The following is a 13388-nucleotide window of genomic DNA, read 5'->3' on the forward strand; positions in this document are numbered from 1 at the left end:
CTTATGGTGCGACGCCATCGAGCGTGGCCTTTTCCGGAAAGCGCTTTTGCAGTGCCGTCACAATCAATTTCATACGCGAACCGAGCGACCCCTTGACCATAATGGCATCGCCGGCGCCAACAGCAGAAATCACCTGCGGCACGAGCGCGGCCGAGTTATCGGCATAGCCGCCCTTCTTCGTGGAAGGAAGGGCTTCCCACAGATTGCGCATCAATGGACCACAGCAAAAAACCGAGTCGATCCCGTTCGCCTTAATGGCTTCAGAAAGGCTACGGTGCAAATCGGGACCGGTTGTGCCGAGTTCCAACATATCGCCCAGCACCGCGATGCGCCGTCCGCGCGGACCAACGGTCGCCTGACCGAGCACCGTGATCGCCGCCGCCATCGACGCCGGATTGGCGTTGTAGCTTTCATCGATCAGCGTTGCAGCACCTTCGCCCAAAGCCAGTTGCTGCCGCGCGCCACGCCCCGTAGCGGGCTCAAGTTGCGCCAGCGCCAGCGCCGACAACGCGAGATCTGCGCCGGCCAGCGCGACCGAAGCCAGCACCGCAAGCGAATTCATCACCATATGGCGTCCGGGCATCCCGATCTTGTAGGTGATGTCCTGACCGAGGACGGTCGCACGGACAGCCGAACACGCTGCATGCAGCGACACGTCGATCAGCCGTGCATCGGCTTTTTCGTCACTGCCGAACGACACGATGCGTTTGATCTTCGCTGCCTTGGCATTCTTGCTCAGGCGCGCGAACTGCGGATTGTCGCGGTTGAGGACGACCGCACCGCCGGGCTCAACGCCGGCAAAGATCTCGGCCTTGGCGTCGGCTATCGCCTCGATGCCGGAGAAAAACTCCAGATGCACCGGCTCGACCGTGGTGATGATCGCCACATGAGGCCGTACCATCTTGACCAGCGGTTCGATCTCACCGGCGTGGTTCATGCCGATCTCGAAGATCGCGAACTTCGATGACGCCGGACAGCGCGCCAGCGACAGCGGCACGCCCCAGTGATTGTTGAACGACGCCACCGACGCGTGGGTCTCGCCCTGCGCACCCAGCACCGCGCGCAGCGCTTCCTTGGTCGAGGTTTTACCAACCGACCCGGTCACTGCGATCACCTTCGCGCCAAGCCGCGCGCGGGACGCCCGCCCGAGATCGACAAGACCCGCGAGCACATCATCGACAACCAGAAGCCGCGCGTCGTCCGCAAATTTCTCCGCGTGGGTTTTCGCGACGACAGCGAGCGCCGCACCGTTCTTCAATGCAGCCTCGACGAAATCGTGACCGTCGTGCACGTCACCCTTGATCGCGAAATAAGCCTCGCCCGGCGTCAGGGTACGGCTGTCGATGGAAATACCGGTCACATCGTTCGGCAGCGCGCCACGCATCACGGCACGCATCGCCTCCGCCATCGCAGCACTCGTCCACAGGGCCGTGCTCATGCCGCATGCTCCGCCAGGGCCGCTGCGGCGGCTTCGTGATCGCTGAACGGCAACACTTTATCTCCCACAATCTGTCCGGTTTCGTGGCCCTTTCCGGCGATCAGCAGCGCGTCGCCCTGCTGCAAGCCAGCGATCGCCGCACGGATCGCCTCGGCGCGATCGCCAATGTCCGTCGCACCTTTCGCAGAAGCCATAATCGCCGCGCGGATCGATGCCGGATTTTCCGAACGCGGATTATCGTCGGTCACAATCACCGTATCCGCGTTCTCCGCGGCGATCGCACCCATCAGCGGCCGCTTGCCGGCGTCGCGATCACCGCCTGCACCAAACACCACGACGAGCTTGCGTTTGGTGTAGGGCCGCAGCGCTTCGAGTGCCTTCGCCAGGGCATCAGGCTTGTGTGCGTAATCAACGAACACCGGCGCGCCATTTCGCTCGCCGACCAGTTCGAGCCGGCCCGGCGCGCCTTCAAGATGTTCGAGCGCCGCGAACACGCGATCAGGCTCACCGCCCGTAGCGACCACAAGTCCTGCAGCAACCAGCGCATTCTCGATCTGGAATTCGCCCACCAGCGGCAGCCGCACCAGATAGCGCTTGCCGTCATGCTCGAGCGTCAGCTTCTGCGCGAACCCGTCCACCGCAGCATCGACGAGCTTGATGCCTTCGCCCTTGCGTCCGACCGTCATGATCCGCAACTTGCGGATGCGCGCGGCATCAATCACGGTCTGCGAATGGTCGTGATCGGCGGCGATCACCGCGGCGCCGCCATCGCCGATCAGATCGGTGAACAGCCGCAGCTTGGCCGCGAGATAGTGTTCCACGGTTGGATGATAGTCCATGTGATCGCGCGACAGATTGGTGAATCCGCCGGCATTGACGCGCACGCCATCGAGCCGGTGCTGATCGAGGCCATGCGACGACGCCTCGAACGCCAGATGTGTCACCCCCTCGCCCGCGATCTCGTCGAGTGAGCGATGCAACGCGATCGGGTCAGGTGTGGTCAGCGAGCCGTAGACGGTTCGCTTCGGCGAGACGAGTCCAATGGTGCCGATGCTGGCAGCTGCATAACCGAGGCGCTGCCATATCTGCCGCGTGAACACCGCAACCGATGTCTTGCCGCTGGTGCCGGTGACGGCGGCAATGGTGCTGGGCTGACGTGGATAAAAACGCGCAGCGGCCAGAGCCAGCGCGCGGCGTGGATTGGAGACCGCGATAAACGGAACGTGGGTGCCGTTCTCGGGAATACGGTCGCTGACGACGGCAGCAGCGCCGGAGGCCATCGCCTGATCGATGAAGCGCGCGCCGTCGGTCTTGCCCCCCGCCAGCGCGAAGAATACGTCGCCCGGCTTCACCACACGGCTGTCCATAGCAACGCCCGTGACCGCAACATCGGCATGTTGCGCGCCGATCACGGCGTCCCCGCTGAAAAGGTCGCGTAGTTTCATCTCACCCCGGTACATCTAAGCATGCGCGTATTCCAGCCGCAAAACCGGTGCCCACTTTTGCGGAATGCGCGCAGCCGTGCGGTTACCGGCTTTCCTTCGATGCCGCAAGAATAAGGCGCTCGGACGGCGGCAAATCGAACCGCGGGACCATCCCCAGCAGCGGGGCGATTCGCTCAATCACTTTGCCGCCGGTCGGCACAGCGTTCCAGCCCGATGTAATGAAGCCATGGGTTTCCGGGAGCCCCTGCGGCTCATCCAGCATGATCAGGAGCTGATACTGCGGATTGTCGGCAGGCATGATCGCCGTGAAGGAATTCAGCACCTGCTTTTTGGAATAACGTCCGTTGACGACCTTTTCCGAGGTGCCGGTCTTGCCGCCGACATAATAGCCCTTGATGTCGGCCTTGCGCGCCGTGCCCTTTTCCGCGTTCAGCCGCATCAGGTAGCGCATGCTGTAACTGGTCTCGGGCTTGACCACCTGCTTGGCCACCTGCATCGCGTCCTCGCGCGAGCGCTTCAGGAATGTCGGCGGAACGAGGTAGCCGCCGTTGACCAGCGCATTGATGCCCATGACCGCCTGCAGCGGAGCCACTGCCATGCCATGGCCGAAAGCGATGGTGATGGTGTTCAATTCGCCCCAGCGCTTCGGCACCAGCGGTTCCGCGCTTTCGGGCAGTTCGGTACGCAGCCGCGTGAGCTGGCCGAGTTTGCGCAGGAATGCCTTGTGCGCCTCGACACCCATCGACAACGCGACACGCGCGGCACCGACGTTGGAGGATTCGGTGAACACTTCCCACATCGGAACGGAACGCCCGAGATTGTGGGTGTCGTGAATCTTGAACTTGCCGTAGGTCAGCGGCGCGCGGGCATCATAAAGCGTGTTGACAGTGGCGCGGCCGGAGTCGAGCGCCATGGCGAGCGTCAGCGATTTGAATGTCGATCCCATTTCGTATACGCCGGTGGTCAGGCGATTGATGCGGGTCGGGTCGTTGGCCTCGCGCGGATTGTTGGGATCGTAATCGGGCACCGAGACCATTGCGATGATCTCGCCGGTGTTGACGTTCGAGACCAGACCCGCCGCCGCTTTCGCCTTGTACTTGTCCTTGGCCTTCATCAGTTCATCGCGCAGCGCATGCTCGACGCGCAGATCGACCGCGAGTTGGACAGGTTCCTGCTGCCGGTCGGTCGCGAACCCGGCGCGATGCAGATCGGCAAGGCCGTTGGAGTCCAGCCACTTCTCGATGCCGGCGATGCCCTGGTTGTCGATGTTCACATGGCCGATCAGATGCGACACCACAGGACCGCTCGGGTAGACGCGCTTATTCTCCCGCAGGAAGCCGATGCCGGGAATGCCGAGACGGTAGATATCCTTCTGTTGCTGCGCCGTGATTTCGCGCTTCAGCCAGACGAAGCCCTTGCGCGACGACAGCCGGTCCCGCACCTCGCCCGCATCGACGTCGGGGAGCGTCGCGGTCAGAAGCTCAATGGCCTCGTCCTTGTCGATGATGCGGCGCGGCTCGCCAAACAGCGACGGCGTCTTGACGTCGGTGGCGAGGATCATCCCGTTGCGATCCAGGATGTCAGGCCGCGCGGTGGCGATGGCATCCTGCGACGCCGTGCGCCGCGCGCCATGGCCGTCTCCATTCACCGCGAACATGACAAGGCGGCCCGCGATCACGGCATAGATCAGCGAGAAAGCGATGATTGCGAGACCAACGCGCGCGCGCGCCTTGGCCGAACGGTCGACATTGCGGCCGTAGAGGAGCGTGCGGATCAGCCTCTGCCGCCAAGGTTCAGGAGGACGTGTGATCTGATCGGTCACCGCGCGCCCTCCGGCTGGGGAATCGAGCCAGTAAGGGTTTCGTCCTCCGAAGCGGCGGCAGCAAGCGCTTCCAGATCGACACTTTCAATCATGGTGCCGATCGGATCGGGATCGCCCGGCTTGGCGAAGCTCGGCGGACGCGGCGGCAGGTTCTTCAGCGAGTCATATTGGATGGCCTCGATCGAGCGCAGTGAGAGATGGCGCAAGGCCAGTTCCTGCATGCGCTTCGGCGATTCGAGCTTGGCCCATTCGGCCTTCAGACTCGCAATCGCATCTCGCTGCTGGCGGATGTCGGCGCGCAGCCGCAACACGCTCTCGGTGCGCACCGTCGATTCCATCTTGATGCGGTAGACATAAGCCGCGGCGAACACCAGCGCGCAGATGACGAAGAGGTGGACGATGCGCATGTCAGCCTCCCCTCATCACGTCGGCCAGTTGCGGCCAGTCGAACGATGCGGTCTCGGACCGCGCGGGCGCATCGGTGCGAGCCGCGGCGCGCAGTTTCGCGGAACGGGCGCGCGGGTTGGCTTCAACCTCGTCGTCACCCGCAACAACCGGCCGCTTGGTGAGAATCTCGAAGCTCGGCAGCGCCTGCTTGACGTCGGGCAGATGGCGCGAACCGCCTCCGCGCTTGCCGCGCTCGTTGAGGAAATTCTTGACGATGCGATCCTCAAGCGAATGGAACGACACCACCGCAAGACGTCCGCCGGGTTTCAGCATCTTTTCGGCAGCCACAAGCGCCGCGTGCAGTTCGTCCAGCTCTTCGTTGACGAAGATGCGCAGCGCCTGAAACGTCCGGGTGGCTGGATGGATTTCGTTGGGCTTGGACCGCACAACGCGCGAGACGATGTCGGCCAGCGCGCGCGTCGTCGTGATCGGTGCTTCTTTCCTTGCCGCGACGATGGCGCGGGCCACCGCGCGCGAATGGCGCTCCTCACCGAAGATATAGATGATGTTAGCAAGATCGGTTTCGGATGCTTTCGCCACCAAGTCAGCCGCGGTTGGGCCGTCATGGCCCATCCGCATGTCGAGCGGGCCGTTGAGACGGAAGGAGAAGCCACGCTCCGACTGATCGAGTTGCATCGACGAGACGCCGACATCCATCACGATGCCGTCGACAGCGTCGAGACCTTGTCCGGCACACACCTCGGCTAAATTGGAGAAGCGATCCTCGACCAGCGTGAGTCTCCCCTCGGAAGACTCCACAAGGTCGAAGCCGCCGGCAATGGCGGTGCGGTCACGGTCGATGCCGATCACGCGCGTGCCGGGAACTTTCAGGATCGCGCGGCTGTACCCGCCGGCGCCGAAGGTGGCATCGACGTAAACGCCGCCATCACGCGGTGCGAGCGCGTCGACGACCTCACGGCCGAGAACCGGAACATGGCGTACAGGTGCATCGTCGGGCGACATTTCAAACGCCTGCCGGTGAAAGACGGCCGCATGCCGGCCTGAATACCCGGGCCGATCCGCGAGATCCCGTCCGAAAAGTCCGAGATTGGCCCGTTCCGGCGCCCAGATTGACCTGAACGCGGAGGCGCTGGCGATGACGCGCCGCAAATTCGAGGTTCCGCATGGGATTTTCTGGCCAGCCATGGGGGTTGTCGCGGGGCTTCTTGCGCATCGATGAACCGCAGTCGCCCCGTTCCGGCGCGACTCTACACCCTTCAGTAGCGGCAGTTATCGTTAAGGAATGGTTGACGCGGAAGATTGCCTTTAAAGAAGGTGTGTTTCAGCGACGCCGGTGAGCAACCTGGGCATGCAAATGTTCCTGGGGGCAAGCCGCGGCCATGGAACCCGCGCGGATTGCCCCGGATGTGCATTGCCGTCACTAGTTTTCTACCGCCCTTCTCTCGCCCTGTTTCGAGTACCTGTATGCCGCGAGGATCGTTTGAGTCTGCTGGATTTGGTTCGAAGCGTCAGCGTCCCGATTGTTCACCTGGGGGATACTGCTGAAATGCCGAACTTCGTGCCGGATTCGTCCGTCGTCTCGAACGTCACGCCGTCGCCGAACTACGGCGACCGCAAGGGCGTGCTGTCGCCGAACATGATCGTTCTGCACTACACCGGGATGGCCGATCCGGCGAGCGCGATCGTGCGGCTGTGCACGACGGGCACCGAAGTCTCCGCACATTATGTCGTGCTCGAGGACGGCAATATCGTTCAGTGCGTGCGCGAAGCGGATCGCGCCTGGCATGCGGGCGCCTCCTCGTGGGGCGCCGAAACCGACATCAACTCGGCGTCCATCGGCATCGAGATCGTCAACCCCGGCCATGATCTCGGCTACACCGATTTCCCGCTGCGCCAGACCGCTGCGGTGATCGCGCTGTGCAAGGGCATCATGATCCGCCGCGAGATTCCAAAGCATCGGATTCTCGGACATTCGGATGTCGCGCCCGGCCGCAAGAAAGACCCTGGCGAGAAATTCCCGTGGCGGCTGCTGGCGGATTCCGGCGTCGGCCTCTGGGTCGAACCCGCGCCGATTGTCCGCGGCGTGAAGACCATGCTCGGCGCATCCGGCGACGATGTCCTTGCCCTGCAAAAGCTGCTCGCGAGCTTCGGTTACGGCGTTCCGCTGAACGGACTTTACGACGCCAATACCATGGATGTGGTCGCCGCCTTCCAGCGGCACTTCCGGCCCGAGCGCGTGGACGGCATCGCCGACACCTCGACATTGACCACGTTGAACGATCTGCTCGCGCTGATGCCGAAAGAAGCGCTCGTGAGCTGAGTGGGCGTACTAGGGTCTGTTGAGATTCATCGGGAGTTTATCACGGCTGCGGCGAGATGGATGTTTGCGGCGAAGCTCTGATCGGTTTTGTCTGCGCGCATGGCGATGCGCTTGAATTCCTTGAGCTTGCAGAAGAAATTCTCGATCAGGTGGCGCCACTTGTAGATCTCAGCGTCGATCGGCAGGGGCGAGGCGCGCCGTGGATGCTGTGAGATGACGATCTTAGCGCCGCGCTCGTTGAGGTCTGCAATAATGGAATTGCTGTCGAAGGCCTTGTCGGCGATGAAGCCCTCAAAAGCGAGACCGTCGATGAGCGGAGCGACGCCCACCGTATCGAAACGATGGCCGGGCAGGAGAACGAAGCGCACCAGATTGCCGAGCGCGTCGGTCAGCGCGAGAATTTTGGTCGTCATGCCGCCTTTGGAGCGGCCGATGGCCTGGCTCTGTGTCCCCCTTTTGCGCCCTGTCCGTGGCGATGGACCTTGACGATGGTGGCGTCGACCATGGCGTATTCCATGTCTGGCGCGTCCGAGCAGGCCTCGAAAAGCCTGGTGAAAACGTCCGCCTTGACCCAGTCGCGGTAGCGCTTGAAAACAGTGTTCCAGTTGCCGAAGAACGGCGGAAGATCACGCCAGGGGCTTCCCGTCCGCACGATCCAAAGTACCGCTTCGATGAAGCGGCGGTTGTCGCTTCCGCTGCGCCCGGGGTCCGTCGGCTTACCCAGACAATGCGGCTCCATCTTCGCCCATTGGGCGTCTGTCAGTACGAATCGTTCCATCCAAAGCTTGAATCACAACCAAGCCTCAGGTGGAATCCTGATTCTCAACAGACCCTAGCTCAGTTCCGAAAGACGGCGCAGATAGAAACGCCGCAACGGTTCGAGACTGGTGGACTCGAGCGCCTGCCTATAAGCGGCGCGCGCTTCGCCGTCGCGTTTCAGCCGTCGCAACAAATCGGCCCGAACTGCGGGCAACAGATCATAGCCGTCGAGTTCGCCACAAGCAGCGAGCGTGTCGACCAGCGCGAGCGCCTTGGCCGGTCCGTCGACCATCGAGATGGCGGCCGCGTGGTTGAGGGCGACAACCGGCGACGGCGCGATCCGCACCAGCACTTCATAGAGTCCTGCGATCTGCGGCCAGTCCGTCTCCGAGAAACTTGGCGCGCGCGCATGCAGCGCCGCAATGGCCGCCTGCACCGCATAAGAATTGGGGCGGCCCGGCTCCGACAACGCCTGCTGGACAAGCGCCAGCCCCTCGGCGATCTGGACGCGGTTCCAAAGCGCACGGTCCTGATGCTCAAGCAACACGATGTCGCCTTCGGCGGTTTCGCGGCTTGTCCGCCGCGCGTCGTGCAGGAGCATCAGCGCAAGCAGCCCGCGAATCTCACTCCGTGCCGGTATCAATACGTCAAGCAAACGGCACAACCGGATGGCTTCCCCAGCAAGGTCCGGCCGCATCAGCGTCTCGCCGGCGGTCGCCGCATAACCTTCGTTGAAAACGAGATAGACCACCGCGAGCACGCCGTGCAGCCGCGCATTCAGCGCATCGTGCTGTGGCACTTCATAGGGAATTCCAGCAAGTCGAATTTTCTGCTTGGCGCGGGTCAGACGCTGCGCCATCGCATCCTCGCTGGCGAGAAACGCGCGCGCGACTTGCCCCGTGGTGAGACCGCAGATCGTCCGCAATGTCAGCGCGACCTGGGTTTCGATCGCGAAAGCCGGATGACAGCAGGTGAAGATCAGCCGCAACGCATCATCGTCCATCGCGTCTTCCGCCGGACCGATGCCACCGGTCGCATCCGTATTTCTCGATTTCGTCTCGTGAACAATCTGGTCTTGCCTCGTGCGAAACGCGGTCTCGCGGCGGATACGGTCGATGGCCTTGTTGCGCCCGGTGGTAACCAGCCACGCACGCGGATTCGACGGCACCTCTCCGCACTCCAGTGCGGCGGCAAACGCGTCCTGCAACACGTCTTCGGCAAGATCGAAATCTCCGACGAGACGGATCAGCGTCGCAAGCGCGCGACCCGCCTCGCTCCGGAATATGTTTTCGATCTCAACAGGCGTCATCCTGCCGCCAATCCGCGCTACTTGTTATAGACCCAGATCGGCCGGACCTCGATCGAACCATATTTCGCACCGGGCATGCGGGCGGCTATCGCCAACGCTGTGTCGAGATCCTTTGCCTCGATCAGGTAATAGCCGCCGAGTTGCTCATGCGTTTCCGCGAATGGCCCGTCGGTCGTGAGCGTCTTACCGTCGCGCACCCGCACCGTGGTCGCCATCGACGTCGGCTGCAACCGGTCGCCGGCCTTGAAATTTCCGGACTGGATGATGGATTGCGTGAACACGCCATATTCCGCACTTCGTGCATTGGCTTCTGCTTCCGTCCGCTTGGCATCGTTGACTTCGTTCTGATAGATCAGCAACAGATACTGCATCTGGGTCACTCCGTTTGACCGGCGCCATTCGCCGTAAACCTAGACGAACGGGCCGAGGGCCGAACGACATCTTCAGGATAAATTATTTTCGGAGGCCGGCTGCGCCGCATTTGGCTTGACGCGACAGCCCGGAACGCTCATGTCCTCAGACGTCAGTCGGCCGGACGGCCGCTCCGGCAAGGATCGAAAGGTCGCCGGGGAGGAAAGTCCGGGCTCCATCGACATACGGTGCCGGATAACACCCGGCGGGGGCGACCCCAGGGAAAGTGCCACAGAGAACGAACCGCCTTCTCACCAACCGAAAGGATTTGGGTGAAGGTAAGGGTGAAAAGGTGCGGTAAGAGCGCACCGCATCTCCGGCAACGGAGATGGCATGGCAAACCCCACCGGGAGCAAAACCGAATAGGGACAGCACAGTGGAAAGTTCGCTCTCGAGCGATAACTCCGCGGGGCGATGTCAGGCCCGCTGTCCGGGTAGGTTGCTCGAGGCGCAACGCAACTTGCGTCCCAGAGGAATGGCCGTCACGTCTGCATGGTGCAAACCATTCAGGCCCTACAGAACCCGGCTTACAGGCCGGCTGATATTAAGAATGAGGGGTTCGGCGCAACACGCCGGACCCCTCGCCAATTCGTGACTGTTCGAGCGGCTGACCGAATAGCTGCGGACTTGATGACCGGAATAAATCGGCGCAGGCTTGCCGAGGGGCTGACGAGTCACGATCTGGCAAAGGGGCGGTTACCATGGCAGCCACATCGATGGGCCGGGTGATTTTTCTGTCTCTGGCGCTTGTTGCGGTATGTGGTGCCGCGCTTGTCTTCGGCATCACACACACACAGCGCGAGCCGCCGGTTGAAGCCAAAGTTGAAGCCAGAACGGTAATCGCCGCGCCGGCGATTGCGCCGCCAACACCGGGCGCGCGAGATGAGGGCTCGGCCGCGCTCGCAACGGCACAAACTGAAGCAAACGCCGTGACGGGCGCGCTCGCCGAACCGCCCCGCCCGCCGGACACAGATAAATCCGCGCCCGCCTTCGACATTGCCCGCATTGACCGCACGGGTGACGCAGTCATCGCCGGCAGGGCTGCACCCGGCGCGATCGTGGAACTGTTGCGTAACGGAGAGCCGCATGATCGAGCGGTCGCAGATCAGTCCGGACAATTCATCATGGCCCCTTCCCGGCTTCCCGCCGGAAGCTACGAGCTGACGTTGAGATCCAGACAGCCGGACGGCACGCAAGCGACATCCGAACAGAGCGTGGCGGTCGCGCTAGACGCGACGGAGCCGAGTTTCGGAGCCGCGGGTCAATCGCGCGCCGGAGCACCGGCCAATGTTCCGGAGACGGCAGTGGCGAACCGTTCCGGGCGGGATCAAGCCGCTGGATCTTCTCAAGCGCCCGTTTCGTCAGACAGAGGCTCACGCTCCTCCGTCGTCGTATCGCGCGGCGACAGCCTCTGGCGCATCAGCCGCGCCACCTACGGCACGGGCATGCGATACCCGCTCGTTCTAAAGGCGAACCGTGACCAAATCCGACATCAAGATCTTATTTATCCCGGTCAGGTCTTTGCCCTTCCGGTGCCAGCGCGTTGAAACGCGCGCCCTGCAAACCCGGCTTAGAGACTGGCCGGTTGCTTTATCTGCGCGTGATCCAGCAAAGGATGCGCGGCACTTTTCCAGAGCCAGATCGTCAGTGAGCCTGACCGCCCTCTGATCTTGGTATCCAGCGGTCCGCTGAGAAAACCCGACGCCGACAACGCGTTGTCGGCACCGGCCGCGCGGAGCATTTCCGCGCTCATCGCAAGCTCGGCGCCCTGCCGCGCCGCGACTTCCATCAAGCGGCTCGCGACATTGACGGTATCGCCGGTTGCGGTGATGTGCTGATAGCTTCTGCCGCCCAATCGGGATGCAACGATCATCCCGAAATGCGCGCCGACCTTGAAGCCGAGCCGCGCCGCGATCGACGGCGGCAGCGAAGCAAGCCATCTTTGAGTCCCGGTGCAGAGACTGACGCAGCAACGAACTGCATTGGCGGAATCGCCACGCCCCGGTTCGGGCAAACCGAACAGGATCATCGCGCCATCGCCCATGAAACTCGTGATCACACCGCCGGCTGCCACAACTTCCTTATCGATCAAGGCATGAAAGGACTTCAGCAGTTCACGGATCTCGTCCGCGTCCATCGTCTCGCTCAGCGCCGTAAAACCGGACAGATCGATAAAAACGATCGCTGCATGCTGCTGGACCGGCTCCGAAAGAAAATCGGGATGACGAGTCAGCCAATCTCGCACGACGGGTGCCTGAAACTGCTGGAGGAGACTGTTCCTCATCGCAAAATATTGCGCACGCCGCCTTCCCTGCAAGAGTTGCACGGCGCCGAACAGCATGACCGGCGGAATTGCAGCGGCCATCGGCAGTGCTGCACTCAACCAGACGCCCCGCGAAAACACGGCGAAGTTCAATCCAAGCCAGGACAGAAACACGACTGCAATCAAGATCAGTGCGACAGCGCTGCGACGCCATGCCAGGAGGCCGACGAGAATCATGGGCAGCAAAACGGCAATGCCGACATCGGCAAGCCGCACGTTCCGGTTACGGACGATACCGTCGCCGGCGATCAAATGCGTAATCGCGGTGGCAATGACTTCGACACCCGGCAGCACGGAATCGAAGGGGGTCGGGAAAACGTCACCTCCGCCGGTGACGGTTGCACCGATCACCACAATCCGGTCGCGGATCGCCTTGCTGTCTATCTGTCCGTTGAGTACCGCCCCGGCGCTGAACGTCGGGATTGTGCCGCGAGGGCCATAGAAACTCAGCGGAAGAACGTGACTGATATCTGTCGGAATCGACTTGCCTGCGAGCGTCAGGCGGTCCGGCTCTACACCGGGATTCTCCGCAGCGGCGACAGCCGCGACGCGCAGCGGCAGCGACGCTTCGATGCGATTGCCCTGCCTGAAGAGCATGGGGAAGAAGCGAGGCGTTCCGCTCTGATCGGTCGCGACATTGACCACGCCGACCGCCGCGCGATCAACGAACCGTTGCAACGGTAGCAGAAACCGGTCGGCGCTCGGCACGCCCGCGAGCGGACCGTCATCCCCGGATGCAATCCATTGCTTGCCTTGTGCAAAGACCGCGGCGGCGGCAATCACACTCGGGCTTTGACCCAGCGCCTGCTCCAGCGCCTGATCGCCGCTCTCCGGTCCCGGATCGACAAGAAGCAGATCGATCACGATCACCTTGGGTTCGAATTGCGCGAGCCCCTCGATGATTCTGGCCAGAGCCGCGCGGGAAAGCGGATAGCCACCCTCCTTCCGCACCACGTCATCGTCGATGGCAACGATCTTCACCAGATCAGGCGGGTTGGTTTTTCCGCGAACCAGCGTACGAAGATCCGTCATCGTCGCTTCGAAACGATCGAGGAACCATGCGTCTCCGCGCAAATGAACCAGACCGAGCCCGAGTCCCCACAAACCCGCGAGAGCGAGCGCCGCCAATGTCGGGAGCCGCAGTCGCTTCATC

Annotated in this window: 11 protein-coding genes and 1 other RNA gene; 3 read left to right on the forward strand and 9 right to left on the reverse strand. The window is 62.6% G+C overall.

The genetic code is table 11. The features are described 5' to 3' along the window. Position 1: 1 nt before the first annotated feature. The 5 genes from BN32_RS11905 to rsmH form a co-directional block, all read right to left on the reverse strand. A complete protein-coding gene (locus tag BN32_RS11905; protein WP_019198426.1) occupies positions 2-1438 on the reverse strand; it encodes a UDP-N-acetylmuramoylalanyl-D-glutamyl-2,6-diaminopimelate--D-alanyl-D-alanine ligase in 1437 nt (478 codons plus the stop codon). Then, positions 1435-2883 (reverse strand): UDP-N-acetylmuramoyl-L-alanyl-D-glutamate--2,6-diaminopimelate ligase, encoded by a 1449-nt coding sequence (locus BN32_RS11910; protein WP_019198427.1) that lies wholly within the window; start codon positions 2881-2883, stop codon positions 1435-1437. Before BN32_RS11910 ends, BN32_RS11905 begins: the two co-directional genes overlap by 4 nt. An 82-nt stretch (positions 2884-2965) precedes the next feature. Further along, positions 2966-4705, reverse strand: coding sequence for a peptidoglycan D,D-transpeptidase FtsI family protein (locus BN32_RS11915; protein ID WP_019198428.1), 1740 nt, complete (start codon positions 4703-4705; stop codon positions 2966-2968). Beyond that, entirely contained in the window at positions 4702-5112 is a 411-nt protein-coding gene (gene ftsL / locus BN32_RS11920) for a cell division protein FtsL (RefSeq protein WP_019198429.1), read from the reverse strand. Before ftsL ends, BN32_RS11915 begins: the two co-directional genes overlap by 4 nt. A gap of 1 nt (position 5113) precedes the next feature. Further along, positions 5114-6298 (reverse strand): 16S rRNA (cytosine(1402)-N(4))-methyltransferase RsmH, encoded by a 1185-nt coding sequence (gene rsmH / locus BN32_RS11925; RefSeq protein WP_019198430.1) that lies wholly within the window; start codon positions 6296-6298, stop codon positions 5114-5116. 361 nt (positions 6299-6659) lie between these two features. Between rsmH and BN32_RS11930 the strand changes: the two genes are divergently transcribed. Continuing rightward, the gene (locus tag BN32_RS11930; protein WP_019198431.1) at positions 6660-7433 is read left to right on the forward strand and encodes an N-acetylmuramoyl-L-alanine amidase; all 774 of its coding nucleotides are present in this window, start codon (positions 6660-6662) and stop codon (positions 7431-7433) included. 26 nt (positions 7434-7459) lie between these two features. Here BN32_RS11930 and BN32_RS26175 read toward each other — a convergent pair. From BN32_RS26175 to BN32_RS11950, 3 genes are all read right to left on the reverse strand, one after another. Then, a protein-coding gene (locus tag BN32_RS26175) for an IS5 family transposase (RefSeq protein WP_156946932.1) occupies positions 7460-8211 on the reverse strand; the annotation gives its coding sequence in 2 pieces (ribosomal slippage) (positions 7460-7881 and positions 7881-8211; 753 coding nt in all). Between the two features lie 54 nt (positions 8212-8265). Then, positions 8266-9501: an RNA polymerase sigma factor gene (locus BN32_RS11945; RefSeq protein WP_019198432.1), complete on the reverse strand. Its 1236-nt coding sequence runs from the start codon at positions 9499-9501 to the stop codon at positions 8266-8268. 17 nt (positions 9502-9518) lie between these two features. After that, on the reverse strand, positions 9519-9872 hold the full coding sequence (locus tag BN32_RS11950; RefSeq protein WP_019198433.1) for a YciI family protein: 354 nt from the start codon (positions 9870-9872) through the stop codon (positions 9519-9521). A 152-nt stretch (positions 9873-10024) separates the two neighbouring features. Between BN32_RS11950 and rnpB the strand changes: the two genes are divergently transcribed. Together rnpB and BN32_RS11955 are read left to right on the forward strand one after the other, a co-directional pair. Further along, positions 10025-10458: RNase P RNA component class A (rnpB, locus tag BN32_RS25620), an RNA gene on the forward strand. Positions 10459-10613: 155 nt separating this feature from the next. After that, entirely contained in the window at positions 10614-11459 is an 846-nt protein-coding gene (locus BN32_RS11955) for a LysM peptidoglycan-binding domain-containing protein (RefSeq protein ID WP_019198434.1), read from the forward strand. 23 nt (positions 11460-11482) lie between these two features. On the opposite strand, the gene BN32_RS11960 is transcribed toward BN32_RS11955, so the two are convergent. Continuing rightward, complete coding sequence (locus tag BN32_RS11960) at positions 11483-13387, reverse strand: CHASE2 domain-containing protein (protein WP_019198435.1); 1905 nt, start codon at positions 13385-13387, stop codon at positions 11483-11485. Position 13388: the final 1 nt, after the last annotated feature.

Origin of the sequence: Afipia birgiae 34632, assembly GCF_000308295.2 — a bacterium.
Classification (GTDB): Bacteria; Pseudomonadota; Alphaproteobacteria; order Rhizobiales; family Xanthobacteraceae; genus Afipia; species Afipia birgiae.

What these genes read in the sequence shown, in the direction of transcription:
- BN32_RS11905 (WP_019198426.1), bottom strand. Translation starts at nt 1,438, where the DNA reads ATGAGCACGGCCCTGTGGACGAGTGCTGCGATGGCGGAGGCGATGCGT.
- BN32_RS11910 (WP_019198427.1), bottom strand. Translation starts at nt 2,883, where the DNA reads ATGAAACTACGCGACCTTTTCAGCGGGGACGCCGTGATCGGCGCGCAA.
- ftsL (WP_019198429.1), bottom strand. Translation starts at nt 5,112, where the DNA reads ATGCGCATCGTCCACCTCTTCGTCATCTGCGCGCTGGTGTTCGCCGCG.
- rsmH (WP_019198430.1), bottom strand. Translation starts at nt 6,298, where the DNA reads ATGGCTGGCCAGAAAATCCCATGCGGAACCTCGAATTTGCGGCGCGTC.
- BN32_RS11930 (WP_019198431.1), top strand. Translation starts at nt 6,660, where the DNA reads ATGCCGAACTTCGTGCCGGATTCGTCCGTCGTCTCGAACGTCACGCCG.
- BN32_RS11945 (WP_019198432.1), bottom strand. Translation starts at nt 9,501, where the DNA reads ATGACGCCTGTTGAGATCGAAAACATATTCCGGAGCGAGGCGGGTCGC.
- BN32_RS11950 (WP_019198433.1), bottom strand. Translation starts at nt 9,872, where the DNA reads ATGCAGTATCTGTTGCTGATCTATCAGAACGAAGTCAACGATGCCAAG.
- BN32_RS11955 (WP_019198434.1), top strand. Translation starts at nt 10,614, where the DNA reads ATGGCAGCCACATCGATGGGCCGGGTGATTTTTCTGTCTCTGGCGCTT.
- BN32_RS11960 (WP_019198435.1), bottom strand. Translation starts at nt 13,387, where the DNA reads ATGAAGCGACTGCGGCTCCCGACATTGGCGGCGCTCGCTCTCGCGGGT.